This window comes from Mesorhizobium sp. M0292 (genome assembly GCF_040321695.1).
In the GTDB taxonomy this organism is placed as follows: Bacteria; Pseudomonadota; Alphaproteobacteria; order Rhizobiales; family Rhizobiaceae; genus Mesorhizobium.
The window spans coordinates 164,138-184,668 of sequence record NZ_JAMYSB010000012.1; the positions used below are offsets into that span (position 1 = coordinate 164,138).

17 protein-coding genes and 2 pseudogenes are annotated in these 20,531 nt (G+C 63.4%); 13 read left to right on the forward strand and 6 right to left on the reverse strand.

The annotated features are described in order from the left end of the window. Nucleotides 1–55 precede the first annotated feature (55 nt). Together NKI96_RS20020 and NKI96_RS20025 are read left to right on the forward strand one after the other, a co-directional pair. Nucleotides 56–997: an LLM class flavin-dependent oxidoreductase gene (locus NKI96_RS20020; protein ID WP_352805738.1), complete on the forward strand. Its 942-nt coding sequence runs from the start codon at nt 56–58 to the stop codon at nt 995–997. Continuing rightward, nucleotides 994–2,244, forward strand: a complete 1,251-nt coding sequence (locus NKI96_RS20025; RefSeq protein ID WP_352805740.1) for an LLM class flavin-dependent oxidoreductase — start codon at nt 994–996, stop codon at nt 2,242–2,244. Before NKI96_RS20020 ends, NKI96_RS20025 begins: the two co-directional genes overlap by 4 nt. 12 nt (nt 2,245–2,256) lie before the next feature. Here NKI96_RS20025 and xdhC read toward each other — a convergent pair. The 4 genes and pseudogenes from xdhC to uraH form a co-directional block, all read right to left on the reverse strand. Continuing rightward, nucleotides 2,257–3,280 (reverse strand): annotated as a pseudogene (gene xdhC, locus NKI96_RS20030) (xanthine dehydrogenase accessory protein XdhC). A 74-nt stretch (nt 3,281–3,354) separates the two neighbouring features. Beyond that, nucleotides 3,355–5,721, reverse strand: a complete 2,367-nt coding sequence (gene xdhB, locus NKI96_RS20035) for a xanthine dehydrogenase molybdopterin binding subunit (protein ID WP_352805743.1) — start codon at nt 5,719–5,721, stop codon at nt 3,355–3,357. Next, a complete protein-coding gene (xdhA, locus tag NKI96_RS20040) occupies nt 5,721–7,202 on the reverse strand; it encodes a xanthine dehydrogenase small subunit (protein WP_352805746.1) in 1,482 nt (493 codons plus the stop codon). Before xdhA ends, xdhB begins: the two co-directional genes overlap by 1 nt. Nucleotides 7,203–7,205: 3 nt before the next feature. Beyond that, the gene (gene uraH / locus NKI96_RS20045) at nt 7,206–7,580 is read right to left on the reverse strand and encodes a hydroxyisourate hydrolase (RefSeq protein WP_023694734.1); all 375 of its coding nucleotides are present in this window, start codon (nt 7,578–7,580) and stop codon (nt 7,206–7,208) included. A 183-nt stretch (nt 7,581–7,763) separates the two neighbouring features. Between uraH and puuE the strand changes: the two genes are divergently transcribed. The 4 genes from puuE to NKI96_RS20065 are packed head-to-tail and all read left to right on the forward strand — an operon-like array spanning nt 7,764 to nt 11,166. Further along, nucleotides 7,764–9,182: an allantoinase PuuE gene (puuE, locus tag NKI96_RS20050; RefSeq protein ID WP_352805749.1), complete on the forward strand. Its 1,419-nt coding sequence runs from the start codon at nt 7,764–7,766 to the stop codon at nt 9,180–9,182. A gap of 32 nt (nt 9,183–9,214) precedes the next feature. Continuing rightward, on the forward strand, nt 9,215–10,072 hold the full coding sequence (locus NKI96_RS20055) for a bifunctional allantoicase/(S)-ureidoglycine aminohydrolase (protein WP_373420145.1): 858 nt from the start codon (nt 9,215–9,217) through the stop codon (nt 10,070–10,072). Next, nucleotides 10,069–10,569, forward strand: coding sequence for an ureidoglycolate lyase (locus NKI96_RS20060; RefSeq protein WP_023725922.1), 501 nt, complete (start codon nt 10,069–10,071; stop codon nt 10,567–10,569). Before NKI96_RS20055 ends, NKI96_RS20060 begins: the two co-directional genes overlap by 4 nt. A gap of 3 nt (nt 10,570–10,572) precedes the next feature. Further along, nucleotides 10,573–11,166: a nucleoside deaminase gene (locus tag NKI96_RS20065; protein ID WP_023695962.1), complete on the forward strand. Its 594-nt coding sequence runs from the start codon at nt 10,573–10,575 to the stop codon at nt 11,164–11,166. Nucleotides 11,167–11,176: 10 nt separating this feature from the next. On the opposite strand, the gene NKI96_RS20070 is transcribed toward NKI96_RS20065, so the two are convergent. Both NKI96_RS20070 and NKI96_RS20075 read right to left on the reverse strand, forming a co-directional pair. Further along, nucleotides 11,177–11,488 carry a BrnA antitoxin family protein gene (locus NKI96_RS20070; RefSeq protein ID WP_023671384.1) on the reverse strand — a complete coding sequence of 104 codons (312 nt, stop codon included), beginning with the start codon at nt 11,486–11,488 and terminating at the stop codon, nt 11,177–11,179. Beyond that, a pseudogene (locus NKI96_RS20075) lies at nt 11,475–11,721 on the reverse strand (BrnT family toxin). Before NKI96_RS20075 ends, NKI96_RS20070 begins: the two are co-directional and overlap by 14 nt. A 179-nt stretch (nt 11,722–11,900) precedes the next feature. Between NKI96_RS20075 and NKI96_RS20080 the strand changes: the two are divergent. The 7 genes from NKI96_RS20080 to NKI96_RS20110 form a co-directional block, all read left to right on the forward strand. After that, entirely contained in the window at nt 11,901–13,883 is a 1,983-nt protein-coding gene (locus NKI96_RS20080) for a CocE/NonD family hydrolase (protein ID WP_352805753.1), read from the forward strand. Between the two features lie 154 nt (nt 13,884–14,037). After that, a complete protein-coding gene (locus NKI96_RS20085) occupies nt 14,038–15,624 on the forward strand; it encodes an ABC transporter substrate-binding protein (protein ID WP_023671387.1) in 1,587 nt (528 codons plus the stop codon). 16 nt (nt 15,625–15,640) lie between these two features. After that, a complete protein-coding gene (locus tag NKI96_RS20090; protein WP_023671388.1) occupies nt 15,641–16,600 on the forward strand; it encodes an ABC transporter permease in 960 nt (319 codons plus the stop codon). Nucleotides 16,601–16,609: 9 nt separating this feature from the next. Further along, nucleotides 16,610–17,434: an ABC transporter permease gene (locus tag NKI96_RS20095; protein ID WP_023671389.1), complete on the forward strand. Its 825-nt coding sequence runs from the start codon at nt 16,610–16,612 to the stop codon at nt 17,432–17,434. Beyond that, nucleotides 17,434–19,089 carry an ABC transporter ATP-binding protein gene (locus NKI96_RS20100; protein WP_023694741.1) on the forward strand — a complete coding sequence of 552 codons (1,656 nt, stop codon included), beginning with the start codon at nt 17,434–17,436 and terminating at the stop codon, nt 19,087–19,089. The genes NKI96_RS20095 and NKI96_RS20100 overlap by 1 nt, the downstream gene beginning before the upstream one ends. A gap of 64 nt (nt 19,090–19,153) precedes the next feature. Beyond that, nucleotides 19,154–19,993, forward strand: coding sequence for an alkaline phosphatase family protein (locus NKI96_RS20105; RefSeq protein ID WP_023822089.1), 840 nt, complete (start codon nt 19,154–19,156; stop codon nt 19,991–19,993). A 249-nt stretch (nt 19,994–20,242) separates the two neighbouring features. Continuing rightward, nucleotides 20,243–20,531: helix-turn-helix domain-containing protein (locus tag NKI96_RS20110; RefSeq protein WP_352805756.1), on the forward strand; the 289-nt coding region annotated here is incomplete at its 3' end.

Sequence of the window (20,531 nt, forward strand, 5' to 3'; positions counted from 1 at the left end):
TCGCATACGCCGCCCTATGATCGATGGTCCCATGCCGACTGACCAGCAAGCCACAATGCATCTTGCCGTTTCGCTCAACATTACTTCCGGGCAGCCGCTCGGGTTCAGCGACCTGGCCGGCTTTGCCAAGCAAGCGGAAGCGGCGGGGCTGGACATGATTGTCCTCGATGATTCCGCGCCGAACAGCGCCGGGTCGAGTTCTTTCGAAGCGACGACCTTGCTGGCGGCGCTGGCGACGGTGACAAGTCGGATCGGCCTTGTCGCTGCAGCCTCGACGGTGGCTCACCAGCCGTACAATCTGGCGCGCCGTTTTGCTTCGCTCGACATCATCAGCCATGGCCGCGCCGGCTGGCACGCGACCATGGCGCAGGCGCCACGGGAAGCCGCCAATTTCAGCCGGCCGGATGGATTTTCCGACGATGTGTTCCGCCGCCGCACGCAGGAATACATCGGCATCGTTCAGCGCCTGTGGCAGGGCTGGGATGCCGGCGCGCTGCTGTTCGACAAGGCCGGCGGCCGCTTCCACGATCCCGAAAAAATGCACCTGCTCGACCACAAAGGCGAATTTTTCTCCGTGCGCGGGCCGCTGAGCGTCGCGCGCTCGCCGCAGGATACGCCGGTGCTGGTGCTGTCCGGCCTGTCCGAGGCCGACCTGGATATCGCCGCCCGCACCGCCGATGTCGTCCTGCTGGACAGACCCACAGAGGACGCCAAGGCGCGCCATGACGATCTCAAGCGCCGCGTTGTGGCCTGCGGACGCGATCCGGGTGCGGTCAAGCTGCTGCTGAACGTTGGCGCAGATGTCGCTGCTAACGCGCTCGAAACATTGTTCAGCTCGCAAAGCTGCGACGGGTTCAACATCGCAATACCGCCTGCCGCGATTGACGGTTTCATCGGCCGCGTGCTGCCGGAATTGCAGCGCCGCAGCCTCGTCCGCCCGGATTATCCCGGCACCGCCTTGCGCTCGCATCTCGGACTTGCCGGAGGAGCGCAATGACCCGCCAGATGAAGCTTGGCGCCTTCCTGTGGGCGACGGGCCACCACATCGCCGCCTGGCGTCACCCCAAGGCGCATGTCACGGCAGGCATCGACATCGATCATCACATCCGGCTGGCGCGCACGGCGGAAGCGGCGAAGTTCGACATGGTGTTCTGCGAGGACGCCGCCGGCCTGCGCGAAGCCAATGTCGGCATCGCCAGCCAGACCTCACGCTCGATCGGCTTCGAGCCGATCAGCCTGCTGTCCGCGCTCGCCGTCCAGACCAGCCGCATCGGCCTCGTTTCGACGGCCTCGACCAGCTACAACGAGCCCTATGGGCTGGCGCGCACCTTTCTGTCGCTCGATCATCTGAGTGGTGGCCGGGCTGGCTGGAACCTGGTGACGTCGGCCAGCCCCATCGAAGCCGCCAATTTCGGCGCGACGGGCCTGAAACCCCATGCCGACCGCTACGAGCGGGCGCGCGAATTCGCCGAGGTGGTATCGGGACTTTGGCAAGGCAGTGGCTTTCACTGTCACAACGGCCAGAGCTTTTCGGTGCGCGACCCGCTCGACCTGCCGCGCTCGCCGCAGGGCGCGCCGGTGATGGTGCAGGCCGGCGCCTCGGATGTCGGCCGCGACCTTGCCGCACGCACGGCCGACGTGGTGTTCACTGCGGCGCAGACCCTCGAGGAAGCCAAGGCCTTTTACGACGACCTCAAGGGCCGTATGGCGGCCTATGGGCGGGAACCCGACGACATCAAGATCATGCCCGGCGTCTCCCCGGTGGTGGCGGAAACCGAGGCCGAAGCGCGGGAGAAACAGGAGGAATTGCAGGCGCTGATCCCTGACGATGTCGGCGTGGCGCTGCTGTCCAGCTATCTCAGCATCTCCGATCTCGGGAGCTATCCGATCGACGGACCGATGCCCGAGCTGCCGGAGACCGAGGGCATGAAAAGCCGCCAGGCGCTGGTCATCGAACAATCGCGCCGCGACGGCCTGTCGATCCGCCAGCTTGCGCGCCATTTCGCCGGCGCACGTGGCCATTGGCGTATCGTCGGCACGCCGGCGCAGATCGCTGACGAATTGCAGGCGCGGTTCGAGGGCGGCGGCGCGGACGGCTTCAACGTCATGCCGTCATACTTCCCCGGCGAGCTCGATGCCTTTGCCACGCTGGTGGTGCCGGAACTGCAGCGGCGCGGACTGATCCGTCGGGAATACGAAGGCAGCACCTTGCGAGATCATCTCGGCCTGAAGCGGCCTGCTTAGCCGCGCCGAAGCTTAGCCGGCCATCATCTTGTGCTGGACTTCATGGTCGGCATTCGGCGCGGTGTTGTGAACGACCAGTGCCGTCACGATCTCGGCTGCAGCGAGCGCCGCGATCACCGGCGGGCGCTTGTCCCTGACGGCGTCGCCGCCGATCGGGGAGACGAGGCGGGCGAACTCAGCCTCCGTGCCATCCGCCGATTTCAGGAACCAGTTCCTGAACGTCGCTCTCTTGGTTTTCGAGCCGATCATGCCGACATAGGCCGCGTCGTCGCGCTTCAGCGCCTCGGCGACGATGAGGAAATCCAGCGCATGGTCGTGGGTGAGGATGGCGAAGGCGGTGCCGGCGGGAGCGTTTCGCACCTCGGCCTCGGGCATCGGCGTCAGCCGCCTCTCGACCGTCTCCGGCATACCTTCCAGCGCTTCGGCCCGCGTCTCAATGACGACGCCATGCACGGGAAGAAGTGCTACCGTCGCGGCCAGCGCCTGGCCGACATGGCCGCCGCCGAAGATATAGACATGCGGCAGGTGGGCTTCCTCGGCTTCTGCGGCCGCGATCAGCTCGGCAGTAAGCGCGGCATCGACGATACGGATCAAGACTTCGACGCGCCCGCCGCAGCACTGGCCGATCTCGGGGCCTAGCGGCACGTCAAGCGTGGCGCAAACTTCGTCGAAGCCGATGCGGGCTTCTTTACCCTCCCCCTTGTGGGGAGGGTCGGTGAGCGGACGCCGTGTGGCGGCGTCAGCGAAACGGGGTGGCTTGGCACGATCGACCGCCCCCCCCCCCCCCGGGGGGGCGCCCGGCCCCCGACCCTCCCCACAAGGGGGAGGGTGAAGACCCCACCATCTGCCTCGCCTTGTCGATCGCCATGTACTCGAGCTGACCGCCGCCGATCGTGCCAAAAATCGCCGCCTGCGATACGAGCATGAAGGCGCCCTTCTCGCGCGGGGTCGAGCCTTTGGTGCCGGCCACTTCGACCAGAGCAAGCCGGCCGGCGCTGGCGAGAAAAGCTCTGAGGCTTTGCACTTTCGAGTTCATATTTCGCATTCCCGTACGGGAAATATAGAGTTTTTCAGTCTGAATTGCACGTTTTGCCAGAATCCAGGTCAGAGTCAGGCGCTATTCTCGGCTTCACCCTTCAACCGTTCGATCGCTATCAGCACCCGTTCTGGTGTTGCAGGAGCGTCGAGACGCGGACAGACCTTATGATCGGCCACACTTGCCACCGCGTCCGACAGCGCATGCAGCACAGACATGCCGAGCGGGAAGGGCGGTTCGCCGACCGCCTTGGAACGGTGCACCGTCGGCTCGTTGGCCTCCGGCCAGTCGGCCAGCGTGACGTTGAATATCTTCGGCCGGTCGGACGCGAGCGGGATCTTATAGGTCGACGGCGCATGCGTGCGCAGCCGGCCCTTGTCGTCCCACCACAGCTCCTCCGTCGTCAGCCAGCCCATGCCCTGGATGAAGCCGCCCTCGATCTGGCCGAGATCGATGGCGCGGTTCAGCGAGCGGCCGGTTTCATGCAATATGTCGGTGCGCTCGACGACATATTCGCCGGTCAGCGTGTCGACCGAGACTTCCGAGCACGAGGCGCCATAGGCGAAATAATAGAACGGACGGCCCTCGCCCTTGTCACGGTTCCAGTGGATTTTCGGCGTCTTGTAAAAACCCGCCGCCGACAGTTGGATGCGGGCCATATAGGCCTGCTTGACGAGGTCGGTGAAGGCGATCTCCTGGTTGCCGATGCGCACCCGGTTGGGCAGGAAAAGCACCTGCTCGCGCGGCACCTGGTATTTTTCGGCGGCGAAGTCGGTCAGCCGTTCCTTGATCTGGCGGGCGCCGTTCTGCGCCGCCATGCCGTTGAGGTCGGTGCCGGACGACGCCGCGGTGGCCGAAGTGTTGGGCACCTTGCCGGTGGTCGTCGCGGTGATCTTGACCTGGTCGAGGTCGATCTGGAACTCTTCCGCCACCACCTGCGCCACCTTGACGTAGAGGCCTTGCCCCATCTCGGTGCCGCCGTGATTCAGATGCACCGAACCGTCGGTGTAGACATGCACCAGCGCGCCGGCCTGGTTGTAGTGGGTGGCCGTGAAAGAGATGCCGAATTTGACCGGCGTCAGCGCCAGGCCGCGCTTGATGAAGCGGCTGTTGGCGTTGAAGGCCTGGATGATGCGGCGGCGCCCCGCATAGTCGGCGCTCGCCTCCAGCTCGGCGACGATGCGGTGGATGATGTTGTCCTCGACCGTCTGGTGATACGGGGTGACGTTGCGGCCCCCGTCCTTATCACCACTGGTGCCATAAAAATTCTGCTTGCGGATTTCGAGCGGGTCCTTGCCGACGGCAAAGGCAACCTCGTCGATGACGCGTTCGGCACCGACCATCCCTTGCGGGCCGCCGAAGCCGCGAAACGCCGTGTTCGACACGGTGTTGGTGTAAAGCGGCGCCGATTGCGCATGCACCGCCGGCCAGAAATAGGTGTTGTCGCAATGGAACAGCGCGCGGTCGGTGACCGGGCCGGACAGGTCCGATGAAAAGCCGCAACGCGCCGCGAACATGAAGTCGACGCCAAGAATGTTGCCGGCGTCGTCGAAACCTACTTCGTAGTCGACGAGGAAGTCATGGCGCTTGCCGGTGGCAATCATGTCGTCGTCACGGTCGGGCCGGATCTTGACCGCGCGATGGTGTTTCTTGGCGGCGATCGCCGCCAATGCCGCAAACTGGTTGCCTTGCGTCTCCTTCCCGCCGAAGCCACCGCCCATACGGCGGATTTCCACCGTGATGGCATTGCTCGGCACGCCCAGCGCATGGCTGACCATATGCTGCACTTCGCTCGGATGCTGGGTCGAGGAATAGATGGTGACGTCCTGGTCCTCGCCGGGAATGGCCACGGCGATATGGCCTTCCAGATAGAAATGCTCCTGGCCGCCAATGCGCATCTTGCCCTTCAGCCGGCGCGGCGCCGCCTTGATCGCGGCGGCGGCATCGCCGCGCTTCAAGGTCAGTGGCGGCGTGACCAGCTTGTCCTTGCAGGGGTCGAGGTCGCCGATGTCGGTGACGAAAGGCAATGGACTGTATTCGACCTTGGCCAGCCGGGTGGCGCGCCGCGCCTGCTCGCGCGTCTTGGCAATAACGCAGAAGATCGGCTGACCATAAAACTGCACCTTGCCGTCGGCCAGCACCGGCTCGTCGTGTCGACCGGTCGGCGAAATGTCATTTTCGCCCGGAACGTCCTTGGCCGTCAGCACATCGACGACGCCAGGCGCCGCACGCACCGCCGACAGATCCATTTTGCTGATCGTCGCATGCGTCGCCGTGGACAGGCCGAGGCAGCCATGCAGCATGCCCGCCGGTTCCGGCATGTCGTCGATATAGACCGCGCTGCCGCTGACATGCTTGTGCGCGGAATCGTGGCGCTGGTCGGTGGCGACGCCACCGGAAATCTTCTGCGCCTTGAGGTCGGGAGAGGCGTGCTTGTCCATCAGGCCGCCTCGTTGCGTGACACCTGGAACGGCGCCTTGCTGCCGCTGGTCTCGGCAAAGAAGCGCAGCAACAGGTTCTTCGCCGCCAGGGCCCGGTATTCGGCCGATGCCCGCATATCGGTCAGCGGGGTGAAATCGGAGGCATATTCAGCCATGGCCGCTTCCACCGTCGTCTCCGTCCACGGCTTGCCGAGCAGCGCTTTTTCGACACCGAAAGCCCGCTTCGGGGTGGCCGCCATGCCGCCATAGGCGATGCATATATCGGCCACGGTTCCGTCCTTGGCCAAGTCGAGGAAAAAGGCGCCAAGGGCTGCGGTGATGTCCTCGTCGCGGCGCTTGGTGATCTTGTAGACGGCAAACTTCGTGCCCTTGGCCGGCACGGGAACGTGCACGGCCTCGACGAATTCGCCTGGCTGCCGGTCCTGCTTGCCATAGGCGATGAAGAAATCCTCGAGCGCGATGGTGCGCCGCTTCTTGCCGCGGCGCAGCGTCAGTTGCGCACCAAGCGCGATCAGGGGCGGCGGCGTGTCGCCGATCGGCGAGCCATTGGCGATGTTGCCGCCGATGGTGCCCATGTTTCGTACCTGTTCGCCGCCGATGCGGTCGAACAATGGCCCGAGCGCGGGGATGCGCTTGGCCAGTGTCGCGAAGGCGTCGGTGTAGGTGACGCCGGCGCCGATGGTGATGACGTCATTGTCTTCGGAGATCGCGCACAGCCCCTCGAGATTGCCGATGAAGACTACCGGTGAGATGTCGCGCATGTGCTTGGTGACCCACAGGCCGACGTCGGTCGAGCCGGCGACAACAGTGGCGCCGGGCTCCTTGTCCAGTACAGCGGCGAAATCGTCGACGTCAGCCGGCACAACCAGCCGCTGCTTGCCGGCGCCGATTTCGACGCGGGCACCGTCATGCATAGCCTCGAGCCTGGCGGTGATCGCCTTGCGCTCGGCCGCCAGCGGATCCTTCGCCGCCTTGCCGTAGCTGGAGATGGCACGCGCGGCGCGCATGATTGCCTCATAGCCGGTGCAGCGGCAAAGATTGCCTTGCAAGGCCTTTTCGATCGCGGCATTCGACGGGTCCGGCGACTTCATCCACAGGCCGTAGAGCGACATGACGAAGCCCGGCGTGCAGAAGCCGCATTGCGAACCGTGGAAATCGACCATCGCCTGCTGCACCGGATGCAATTGGCCAGGCGCGCCGCGCAGATGCTCGACGGTGACGACATGGGTGCCGTCGAGCGAGCCCAGGAAGCGGATGCAGGCATTGACGCTTTCATAAACCAGCTTGCCGGCGGACAATTTTCCGACCAGCACCGTGCAGGCGCCGCAATCGCCCTCGGCGCAGCCTTCCTTGGTGCCGCGCAGCGAGCGGTCGAGCCGCAACCAGTCGAGCAAGGTCGCGTCGGGCGCCACCGACGACAGCGCGACATCCCTGCCATTGAGGATGAAGCGGATCTCGTTGCGTATGGTGATCTTGGCCATGCGTCAGCTCCCCCTGTAGGTCGAGTAGCCATAAGGAGAGATAAGCAACGGCACGTGATAATGCACGGATTCCGCCATGCCGAAGCGGATCGGCACACTGTCGAGGAAGGCCGGTTCCGGCAGTTTGGTGCCCTGGCCGCGTAGATAGTCACCGGCGGCGAACACCAGTTCGTATTCGCCGAGGCGGAATTCCGCTCCTGCCAGCAGCGGCGCATCGCAGCGGCCGTCGGCATTTGTGACGACGGTCTTCAAATGTATCCGCGCGTCGCTCTCAAGATGATAAAGCGCGATCGACAGGCCCGCCGCCGGCTTGCCGGTCGCGGTGTCGAGCACATGCGTCGTCAGACGTCCGCCATCGGCTTTCGACGTTTCTGCCACTGGCGCCTCCCATTTCCGATACAGCCGAACAAAGCAGTGAATTGTGCGCCAATTAAAGGCGATGCATAAGTCCCGGTCGAGCGGAGTGGCACAAAAACACTTTCAAAAATTTCGGGGGAATGCGCGAGCAACCCTTTCGACTATCCTGATCATAACTTCCGGCAGCGTCCGGCGGGAGGGGCAATGCGTTACTCTAGAGACATGCGCGGCTACGGAGCCAATCCGCCGGATCCGAAATGGCCGGGCGGTGCGCATGTGGCCGTCCAATTCGTCGTCAACTACGAGGAAGGCGGCGAGAACTGCGTGCTGCACGGCGACAAGGCCTCGGAAGCCTTTCTGTCGGAAATCGTCGGCGCCGCGCCCTGGGTCGGCCAGCGCCACTGGAACATGGAATCGATCTACGAATATGGCGCGCGGGCAGGCTTCTGGCGGCTGCTGCGCCTGTTCAGCGAGGCGCGAGTGCCGGTGACCTGCTATGGTGTCGCCACAGCACTGGCCCGGTCGCCCGACCAGGTGGCGGCGATGCAGGAGGCCGGCTGGGAAATGGCCTCGCACGGCCTGAAATGGATCGACTACCGCGACCACAGCGCCGAGGACGAGCGCCGCGACCTCGAAGCGGCGATCAAGCTGCACTACGAGGTGACGGGCCAACGGCCGACCGGCTGGTACACCGGCCGCACCTCGGTCAATACGGTGCGGTTGGTGGCCGAAGAGGGCGGCTTCGACTATGTGTCGGACACTTATGACGACGAACTGCCCTACTGGTTCGAGCACAGCGGCGGCGCGCAACTCGTCATCCCCTACACGCTCGATGCCAACGACATGCGTTTCGCCACGCCGCAGGGATTCAATTCCGGCGACCAGTTCTTCGCCTATTTGAAGGACAGTTTCGACACGCTCTATGCCGAGGGCAAAGCGGGCCGGCCGCGGATGATGAATATCGGCCTCCATTGCCGCCTCGTCGGACGTCCCGGGCGGGTGGCGGCGCTGAAGCGCTTCGTCGACTATGTCAGATCGCACGACAAGGTCTGGCTGGCACGGCGCATCGATATCGCCAGGCACTGGCAGGAGAACCACCCCTACCAGCCGGCGGCGCTCAAGCCGTCGAAGATGGCGTTCGAGACCTTCGTCGACACTTTCGGCGGCGTGTTCGAACATTCGCCCTGGATCGCCGAACGTGCCTATGAGCTGGAGCTTGGGCCGGCGCATGACAGCGCCGGCGGCCTGCACAATGCGCTCTGCCGCGTCTTCCGCGCCGCCAGCGAAACCGAGCGGATCGGCGTCCTCAACGCCCATCCCGATCTCGCTGGCAAACTGGCCGAAGCGAGACGCCTCACTGCGGAATCCACACGCGAGCAGGCCTCCGCCGGCCTCGACGCGCTGACCGACAAGGAGCGCGAGCTGTTTTCCAAGCTCAACGCCGCTTACGTCACCACCTTCGGCATTCCCTTCATCATCGCGGTGCGGGGCAAGACCAAGGAGGAGATCCTCGCCGAGTTCGAGGCGCGCATCGGCAACAGCCGTGGCGTAGAACTCGATACCGCCTGCAAACAGGTCGAGCGCATCGCGTTGCTCCGCCTGAAAGACATGCTCCCGCTCTAATGAAATGACTGAGGGGTCAGGACCCAATGGATATGATCAAGACTGACCAGAAAACCTATTATGCACCGCATGGCGGCCATCCCGGCCAAACTGAGCTTTTGACCGGCCGCGCCGTCTTCACCGAGGCCTATGCCGTCATACCGAAGGGAGTGATGCAGGACATCGTCACCAGCCCACTGCCGTTCTGGGACGAGACCAGGGCCTGGATCATCGCCAGGCCGCTTTCGGGTTTCGCCGAGACATTTTCGCAGTACATCGTCGAGGTCCTGCCCGGCGGCGGCAGCGACCGGCCCGAGCCGGACGCCGGCGCCGAGGGCGTGCTGTTCGTGGTTGAGGGCGAGTTGACCGTTTCGCTGGCCGGCAAGAAGCACGTGCTGCAAGCCGGCGGTTTTGCCTTCCTGCCGCCGGACAGCGGCTGGACGGTGCGCAACGAAGGTCGCGACGCCGTACGCTTCCACTGGATCAGGAAGGCCTATGAGGCCGTCGACGGCATCGACGCGCCGGAAGTCTTGTTCAGCAGTGACCAGCAAATGGCGCCGACGCCGATGCCCGGCACCGAGGGTCGCTGGGCGACGACCCGTTTCGTCGATCCAGCCGACATGCGCCACGACATGCATGTCACCATCGTTACGCTCGAGCCTGGCGCCGTCATCCCATTTGCCGAGACGCATGTCATGGAGCACGGGCTCTATGTCTTGGAAGGCAAGGCGGTCTACCGCCTCAACCAGGATTGGGTCGAGGTCGAGGCCGGCGACTTCATGTGGCTGCGCGCCTTCTGCCCGCAGGCCTGCTACGCGGGCGGCCCAGGCAAATTCCGCTATCTCCTTTACAAGGACGTCAACCGGCACGCCAAGCTCGGCGGGGCGGGCATTGGCGGTCGCGCGCGGTGACCCGCATCACAGCGCGGCCGCTGACCCGCGAAAGCTTTGCCGGCTTCGGCGATGTCATCGACATGGGCGGCGGCAATCACTACCCGATCAATGGCGGCAAGACCGAGCGCTACCACAATCTCGCCACCGCTGAAGCCGCGGGACCGAATGCCCGCGTGCTGATCTCGATGGCGCGCGGCACGCCTTACGACCTGCCGCTGAAGCTGACCATGGTCGAGCGCCATCCCTTGGGCAGCCAGGCGTTCATCCCGCTGTCGCCGCGGCCTTTCCTGGTCGTCGTCTGCCATGACGGCAAGGACGGTCCGGGCGAGCCGCACGCCTTCATCACCGCACCCGGGCAAGGCGTCAACTATCCGCGCAATCTCTGGCACGGCGTGCTGACGCCGCTCGGCGAAGCGCAGGATTTCGTCATCGTCGACCGCGGCGGTGACGGCTCCAACCTCGAAGAGTTCCATTTCTCGCACCCCTACGAAATCCATCTCCCCAACGAGACCTGAGAAATGACCGACTTGTCGCTGATCGACCGCCTGCTCGATGTCATCGAGCACGACATCGTGCCGAAAACGGCAGAGGGCGTGGCCCATGGGAACAAGCTGTTCGGCGCCGCCATCCTGCGGAAGGGCGACCGCTCGCTGGTGCTGGCCGAAACCAACAACGAGATGGAAAATCCGCTCTGGCATGGCGAGGTGCACTGCCTGAAGCGTTTCTATGAAATGCCGAAAGCCGAGCGCGTCGACACCAAGGACGCCATCTTCATCGCCACGCATGAGCCCTGCTCGCTCTGCCTGTCGGCGATCACCTGGACCGGCTTCGACAATTTCTACTACCTCTTCAGCCACGAGGATTCACGCGACAGCTTTGCGATCCCGCACGATCTGAAAATCCTGAAAGAGGTCTTCACTCTTGATCCCGGCGGCTACAATGCCGAGAACGCTTATTGGAAGAGTTTTTCCATTCGCAGGCTGGTGCGGACGCTGCCCGAGGCCGAGCGCGGCCGGCTTGAGGCAAGGATCGGCAATATTTCCGCCCGCTACGACGAACTGTCCGGCGCTTATCAGGCGCGCAAGGCCGAAAACGACATTCCGCTGAACTGACGCGGATTGCCTAGCCTACCTTCGCGTTTTTCAGCACCTCGTTGATCCTGGCCTGCCAGCCCTTGCCGGTCGCCTTGAATTTACTGATGACATCCTGATCCAGACGGATGGACACGACTTGCTTAGGCTTCTCCACGGCTGGCCGGCCACGAGCACGCCTTATGCTCTCGAAAAGTTCTGGAAACACTTCCGCGAAAGGCCTGGCTTGCGCCAACTGTTCGTCTGTCGTCTCCGCATCGTCGGGATCATCAACAATTTGTCTTTGAATTTCCACTTCCTCCGCATCGGTAAGCGGTCGAACACGCGATTTAGGATTGTTCATATACTGACCTTTCCTTTCGGCTGGCACGGCGCATCGAGATCACCTCCGAACCAAGCGGCTTGAAAATCACGGCCAGGATGATCTCTCCGAATTCGCCAATCGCCTTGAACCGGTCGGCCTTGGCTGGAAGGACGGTTGAAGTCGCAAAAAAACTCAATATCGAGTTCGGCAAAATCGAGACCCCGGCTGTCCAGGTTCGTCACGCGCTTTGGCTCATCCCAAACGATTTTCAGGCGAAATCCTCATCACGTTGGGTTCAGTTAATAAATGTAATACATTAATTATAATCCTGCAACATCAGGGCAAAACAATCGGGCTACATATCGTGGCGTCGTCGCGGCGACACCGGCCGTCGCCCGTTTGACTTCATGACATGCCCGCTCCATGCGTCACTGACATCCTGGAGCATCGCATGAAAACCATCACCGAATTTCCCCGCAAGGTCGTCGAATTCCCCGATATGGGCATCGTCATGCCGGATGGTTGCCGGCTGTCGGCGCGGGTTTGGATGCCGGAGGACGCCAGCAGCGATCCGGTGCCGGCGATCCTCGAGCACCTGCCCTACCGCAAGCGCGACGGCACCATCTTTCGCGATCAGCTGACGCATCCCTATTTTGCCGGCCACGGCTACGCCTCGATCCGCGTCGACATGCGCGGCAATGGCGATTCCGAAGGTCTGATGGACGACGAATATTCCGAGCAGGAATTGCAGGACGCCTGCGATGTGATTGCCTGGGCGGCAGCACAGCCCTGGTGCAACGGCAGTGTCGGCATGATGGGCATTTCCTGGGGTGGCTTCAACTGCCTGCAGGTGGCGGCCAAGCAGCCGCCGGCGCTGAAGGCGGTGATCAGCCTGTGCTCGACCGTCGACCGCTACGCCGATGACATCCACTACAAGGGCGGCTGCCTTTTGACGGAAAATTTCGGCTGGGCCTCGACCATGTTGTCCTATTCGTCGCGACCGCCGGATCCGCTGATTGCGGGCAACCGCTGGCGCGACCTCTGGCTGACGCGGCTGGAGAACCAGTCTTTCCTTCTGCCGCTCTGGCTCAGCCATCAGCATCGCGACGCCTATTGGAAACGCGGTTCGATCTGCGAGGATTTCTCCGCGGTCAAAGCCGCCGTGCTGTCGATCGGCGGCTGGCATGACGGCTACCGCAACACGATTTCGCATCTGGTCACCAACATCCAGGCGCCGGTGAAGGGCATTGTCGGGCCATGGATCCACAAATACCCGCATTATGCCGAACCCAAACCCGCCATCGGCTTCCTGCAGGAGGCTTTGCGCTGGTGGGACAGCTGGTTGAAGGGCGTCGACACCGGCGTCGAGGCCGACCCGGACTACCGCGCCTATGTCATGGACAGTGTGCGGCCGGCGCGCTGGCACCCGGAGCGGCCGGGCCGTTGGGTGGCCGAACAGGAATGGCCGTCTCCCAACATCAAGGTCGGGGCGATCGAACTCATTGCTGACGGCGTCAGGCCGGCGATCGTGGCGACCCCGCAAAGCTGCGGGCTCGCCGGCGGCGAATATTTTCCCTTCACCTTTGGCCCGGAACTGCCCGGCGACCAGCGCCCGGATGATGCGCTGTCCGTCTGCTTCGATCAGCCTGTGCTTGCCGAGGCACTCGACATCGTCGGCGCGCCGGAGCTTCTCATCCGGGTGTCGTCCGATCGCCCGCAGGCGAACATCGCGGTGCGGCTGTGCGACGTGCACCCCGACGGCGCCTCGGAACTGATCTCCTACGGCGTGCTCAACCTGACGCATCGCGCTTCGCACGAACAGCCGCAAGCGCTGGTGCCGGGCGAAACGGTTTCGGCGCGCGTTATTCTCGACCAGTGCGCCTACCGCGTGCCGGCCGGACACCGCCTGCGCATCGCTGTTTCCAACGCTTACTGGCCGATGATCTGGCCGTCGCCGGAGCCGGTGCGGCTCGACCTTTCAGCGGCGACGCTGAGGCTGCCGCTGCGCCCGCTCGCAACAAGCGACGAGACTTCATTCCAGTCTCCCGAAGGCGCAACACCCTGGGCAACCGCGACAGTTCGTGCAGCGAATTCCGAGCGTCACGTCGATCGCGATGAGAAGACCGGCATCGTCACGCTCTCGATCACGGATGATTTCGGCGAAGTGCGCGATCTCGCGCATGGACTGGCCAATGGCAGCATTGCCCGCGAGAGCTGGACGATCCATCCCTACGACCCGCTGTCTGCCTCGGGCCGGACGCACTGGACGCAGACCTTGTCGCGAAACGGATGGTCGGTGCGCACCGAGACATCGGCTGAAATGCGCAGCGACGCGCAAAACTTCGTCGTCAGCGCCAGAATCGAAGCCTATGAGGGCGAAACGCTGGTTTTCGAACGCGATTTCGAAGAGACGATCCCGCGCGACCTGCTCTGAGCGTCCACGCGACTGGTCCAGTTGCGACGCACGATTTACGCCACGGCATGTCGCATTCCGTCTTGCTTACCGCTTTGCCTTCCGGTCAATATCCCTTTGGTAACAACAAGCAAAAAACGACCATAAGGTCGAACCAACAGAGTGAGGAACTCAAATGTCCAACGAACTCGAATATCTGAGCCGGCGCGTTGCGTCCGGCAAGCTGAGCCGTCGTGATTTCCTCGGCCGCGCCGCAGCACTCGGCGTCACAGCGCCCTTCGCCAATATGCTGCTTTCCAGTGCGGCTCGCGCGGAAGGCCCGGTCAAGGGCGGCACGCTGAAGGCCGGCCTCGTCGGCGGCGAATCCACGAACAGCCTGGACCCGGCTTTGTTCATGACGCAAGTGCCGTTCGCCTTTGGCAAGATGTGGGGCGAGCTGATCGTCGAGCTGTCCCCGGAAGGCAAACTCGAGAACCGCATCGCCGAAGAGATCGGCTCGTCGGACGACGCCAAGGTGTGGACGCTGAAAATCCGCGACGGCGTCGAATTCCACAACGGCAAGACGGTGACCGCTGAGGATGTGGCGGCAACCCTCGAGCGCCATTCCGATGAAAAATCGAAGTCCGGCGCGCTGGGCTACATGAAAGGCATCGACAGCATCAAGGCCAGTGGCAAGGAAGTCGTCCTGACGCTGAAGGAGGCCAACGCCGACCTTCCCTATCTCCTCAGCGACTACCACCTCATCGTCCAGCCCAACGGCGGCAAGGACAAGGCGGATGCCGGCATCTCGGCAGGACCCTACAAGGTCACCACCAACGAGCCCGGCGTGCGCCATGGCGGCGAGCGCTTCGCCAATTACTGGCAGGCCGACAAGATGGGCCATGCCGACCAGATCGAGATCATCGTCATCAACGACGCGACCGCGCGCACGGCGGCCCTGCAGGGCGGCCAGGTCAACATGATCAACCGCGTCGAGCCGAAGATCGTCGACCTCATCAAGCGCGTACCGGGCGTCACCATCCGCAACCATGCCGGCCCCGGCCACTACGTCTTCATCATGCATTGCAACACCGCGCCCTTCGACAACAGCGACCTGCGCATGGCGCTGAAGCTCGCGATCGACCGCGAAGAGATGCTGAACAAGGTGCTGCGCGGCTACGGCTCGCTCGGCAACGACTTCCCGATCAATTCGTCCTATCCGCTGTTTTCCGAGATCGAGCAGCGCAAATATGATCCCGACAAGGCCAAGTTCCACTACAAGAAGTCGGGCCATGACGGCACCGTGCTGCTGCGCACCTCCGACGTCGCCTTCCCGGGCGCGGTCGACGCCTCGCAGCTCTTCCAGCAGAGCGCGGCCAAGGCCGGCATCAAGATCGAGCTCAAGCGCGAGCCCGGCGACGGCTACTGGAACGAGGTCTGGAACAAGCAGCCCTTCTGCGCCTCCTATTGGGGCGGCCGCTCGACGCAGGACCAGATGTACTCGACCGCCTATCTGTCGACCGCCGACTGGAACGACACCCGTTTCAAGCGTCCGGACTTCGACAAGCTGGTGCTGGCCGCACGCGCCGAACTCGACGAGACCAAGCGCAAGCAGATGTACCACGACATGGCCGTGCTGGTGCGCGACGAGGGCGGCCTGATCCTGCCGATGTTCAATCAGTTCATCGATGCGACAGGCGCCAAGGTCGGCGGCTGGGTAGACGATCCGCATCAGGAGCTGATGAACGGCTACGCGCTGGCGAAGTGCTGGCTCGAAGCCTGAGCCCGGCTTTGCGGATATGTCCTCACCCGTCGTGAAACTTGTGGCCCAGCGCGTTGCGCTGGGCATCGTCCTCTTGCTGGCCGTTTCGGTCCTGATCTTCGCCGGCACCCAGATCCTGCCCGGCGACGTCGCGCAAGCCATTCTCGGGCAGTCGGCGACGCCGGAATCGCTCGCCAATCTGCGCGAGCAGCTCGGCCTGAATCAGCCGGCTTACATCAGGTATTTCCATTGGCTAGGCGGTGTGCTCACCGGCGATCTTGGCACGGCGATGTCGAGCGGCCAGGATATTGCCACGTCGATCAAGGGGCGGCTGTGGAACACGCTGTTCCTCGCCTTCTGGGCTGCGATCGTGGCCGTGCCGCTGGCCATCATCCTCGGCCTGATCGCCGTGCGTTACCGCAATGGCTGGGTCGACAAGCTGATCTCCGGCCTGGCGCTCGCCTCGACATCTTTCCCGGAATTCTTCATCGGCTATGTGCTCGTCTATTTCTTTGCCGTGAAGTATCAATGGTTCCCGGCCATTTCCACGGTCTATGACGGCATGCCGTTCGGTGAGCGCATGCAGGCGATCGCGTTGCCAGCCACCGCGCTGACGCTGGTTGTGCTGGCGCATATGATGCGTATGACCCGCGCGGCCATCCTCAACGTCATGCAGTCGGCCTATGTCGAGACGGCAGAACTGAAAGGCCTGTCGGCCTTCAACGTCATCCGCAAGCATGCTTTCCCCAATGCCATAGCGCCGATCATCAACGTCGTCATGCTCAACCTCGCCTACCTCATCGTCGGCGTCGTCGTGGTCGAGGTGATCTTCGTCTATCCCGGCATGGGACAATATCTGGTCGACCACGTCACCAAGCGCGACGTGCCGGTGGTGCAGGCGGTCGGCCTGGTCTTCGCCGCCGTTTATATCAGCCTGAACATCATTGCGGACATCGGGGCGATCGTCGCCAATCCGCGCCTCAGACATCCGAAATAGGCGGCGGGCATGCTCGACATCAAACGCATCCCCATCCCCGCGCTGATCGGCATCGTGCTGACGGCTATGTTCGTGTTGGCGGCAGTTTTCGCACCGTTGATCGCACCGTACGGCAATGCCGAAATCGTCGGCGATGTCTGGGAACCGATGACGGCGGCACATTTGCTGGGCACCGACAATCTCGGTCGCGATCTTCTGTCGCGCATGATCTACGGCGCTCGCATCACGCTGTTCATCGCGGTGCTGGCCACCGCGCTGTCATTCTCGCTCGGCGCCATCCTCGGCTTTTCGGCGGCGGTGTTCGGCGGCTGGTTCGACACGCTTCTGTCGCGCCTTGTCGATCTGCTGATGTCGATCCCGACCCTGATCATGGCGCTCGTCGTGCTTTCGGTGCTGCCGACCAATCTGGTGACGCTGATCCTGGTGATGGGCGTCCTCGACTCGACCCGCGTCTACCGGCTGTCGCGCGCGGTGGCCGTCGACATCAACGTCATGGACTATGTCGAGGCCGCCAAGCTGCGGGGCGAAGGCAGCGGCTGGATCATCTTCCGCGAGATCCTGCCTAACGCGCTTTCGCCGCTGGTCTCGGAACTTGGCCTGCGCTTCATCTACGCGGTGCTGTTCTTGTCGACGCTCTCCTTTCTCGGGCTTGGCGTGCAACCGCCGGATGCCGACTGGGGCGGCATGGTCAAGGAGAACAAGGACGGCATCGTCTTCGGTATCGGGGCGGCACTCATTCCCGCCGCGGCGATCGCAGCACTGGCGATTTCGGTCAATCTGGTCGCCGACTGGGTGCTCAACCGCACGACAAGCCTGAAGGGAGGACGCGGGTGATGGCTGACACAAAAGCAAAGCCCGGCCTGCTGCTCGATATCCGCAATCTGCGCATCGAAGCGACAGTGTTTCCGCCCGGCGAGGCGCCGAAGAACATCGTTTTGGTCCACGATGTCTCGCTGACGCTGGAAAAGGGCAAGGTGCTCGGCCTGATCGGCGAGTCCGGCGCCGGCAAGTCGACCATCGGCCTGTCGTCGATGGGCTATGGCCGTGGCGGCGTGCGCATCACCGGCGGAGAGGTGCTGCTCAACGGCCGCGATATCCTCAAGGGCGGCAAGGAAGGTTTCCGCAAATTGCGCGGCCGCGAGGTCTGCTATGTCGCGCAGTCGGCGGCCGCGGCCTTCAATCCGGCGCACAAGCTGATGGACCAGGTGGTGGAAGCAACGCTGCTGCACGGCACGGCGACACGCGCCGAGGCCGAGAAACGTGCCGTGGCGTTGTTCAAGAAGCTCAGCCTGCCAAACCCCGAAATCATCGGCGAACGGTTCCCGCACCAGGTCTCCGGCGGTCAGTTGCAGCGGGTGATGACGGCTATGGCGCTGTGTTCGGAACCCGACCTGATCGTCTTCGACGAGCCGACCACGGCGCTCGACGTGACGACGCAGATCGACGTGCTGGCGGCGATCAAGGACGCCATCCGCGACACCCATGTCGCGGCGCTCTACATTACCCACGATCTTGCCGTCGTCGCCCAGGTCTCGGACGAGATCATGGTGCTGCGCCATGGCAGGCTGGTCGAATGGGGCGGCACTCGCCAGATCATCAAGGAGCCGCGCCAGGAATACACCAATGCGCTGGTCTCGGTGCATGAGATCGAGCATGCCGAGCAGAAGCCCGGCGCCGCGCCGTTCCTGTCGGTCAAGAACGTCACCGCCGCTTACGGCGGCAGCCACGTCAAGGTGCTGAAGAACGTCTCGGTCGACATCTTTCCGGGACAGACGCTGGCTGTCGTCGGTGAATCCGGCTCCGGCAAGTCGACGCTGGCGCGCGCCATCACCGGGCTGTTGCCGCCGGAAGAAGGCACCGTCACCTTCGACGGCAGGCCGCTCGCCAACAGGCTTGCCGACCGGCCGAAGGAGGATCTGCGGCAATTGCAGATGATCTACCAGATGGCCGACGTGGCGATGAACCCGCGCCAGACCGTCGGCACCATCATCGGCCGGCCGCTGGAATTCTACTTCGGCATACGCGGTCGCGAGCGCGACAAGCGCGTCGCCGAACTGCTCGACGAGATCGAGATGGGCAAGGGCTTTCTCGATCGTTATCCGGCCGAACTCTCCGGCGGCCAGAAACAGCGCGTCTGTATCGCCCGCTCGCTCGCCGCCAAGCCCAAGCTGATCATCTGCGACGAGGTGACATCGGCGCTCGACCCGCTGGTGGCCAACGGCATTCTCAAGCTGCTGCTCAACCTGCAGCAGCACGAGAAGGTCGCCTACCTCTTCATCACCCACGATCTGGCGACGGTGAAGTCGATCGCCGATTCGATCGCGGTGATGTATCGCGGCGAGGTGGTGCGCTACGGCGCCAAGAGCAAGGTGCTGACGCCGCCCTTCGACGCCTATACCGACCTGCTGCTGTCGTCCGTTCCCGAGATGGAGATCGGCTGGCTGGAAAAGGCGATCAAGGGACGGCGCATGGCGAGCGCGGGGAACTAGTAGGGAATTCGCGGCCTTTGTCGCGAAAACTTCCTTCAACGGCAAAAGCTTTCCGGAGCCGCCCATGGCGCTCAAGACCAAACTGCTGCTCATCATTCTCGACGGCGTGCCCTACCGGAACTGGCGCCGGCTGATGGGCAATCTCGAGGGCTGGGTGCAGTCGGGCGAGGCGCAGGTGTGGAAGATGCGCTCGGTGCTGCCGTCGACCTCGGCCTGCTGCTATGCCTCGATCCACACCGGGGTTTCGCCGCAGGAGCACGGCATCCTATCCAACGAGAACCGTTTTCTCGTCAACAAGCCGGATATTTTCTCCGAGGTCAGCAAGGCCGGCGGCAAGACCGGCGCAGTGACGCATTCCTACTGGTCGGAATTCTTTCGTTCCTATCCGTTCGATCTGGTCGAGGACATGGAGTATGACGAGCCCAGCGGACCGATCGCGCATGGCCGCTTCCACACCATGACCGGCTACAATTTGCGCAACCAGATGACGCCGAGCGATGTCGATTTGTTTGCCACACTGACCCAGCTGACCCGGCGCCACGCCATCGACTACGGGATCCTGCACACCTGCACGCTGGATTCGATGGGCCATCGCTTCGGCCATGACTGCCACGAAATGGACCATGCCTGCTATGCGATGGACGGCATGCTGGCAGCCTTTCTGCCGGGATGGCGGCAGGCCGGTTACGAGGTGATCGTCACCGCCGACCACGGCCAGACAGACCGCGGCCATCATGGCGGCCATGACGACGAAATGCAGGATTTCGCGCTGTATTATTTTGGGGAAGGCAATGGGCCGGATCCGGACACGCTGCTCGATCAGCTGCAGCTGGCGCCGACGGTGCTGAAGCGGCTGGGTGTGCCGGTGCCGGAGACCATGAAGGCTAAGCCGTTTTTGGGGTGACGGAGGTCGTCGCTGAGCCGCCGTTCGCTACCCCCTCTCCCCGTCACTATACGGGGAGAGGGTAAGGGTGAGGGGCAGCGCTAACATCAAAATAAATACCCCAACGCCGGCGCCGCCCCTCATCCGCCTGCCGGCACCTTCTCCCGTATAGTGACGGGGAGAAGGGAGACGTGTCCGAACCGGATAGATAGGTAACAGAATGGACCGATAGCATGGGTGACAGTTTTCTTGTCCGCCGGAGGACCGGCGATGGTTTGGCGAGAGACTGGCATCATGGACGAGCGGCTACGGTTTGTTGTGGAGTGTCTTTCTGGGGATGAGACGATGGTTGCGCTTTGTGCGGCCTACGGGATCTCACGCAAGAACGGCTACAAATGGCTAGGACGCTATCGGACGTTTGGGCCTGAGGGTTTGCACGACCTGCCGCGAGCCCCGCTCAATCATGGCCGGGCGACAGCTCAGGATCTGGTTGAGCGGATTGTGGCGGCCAAGGAGCTGCATCCGCTTTGGGGTCCAAAGAAGATCGTGGCACGGCTCA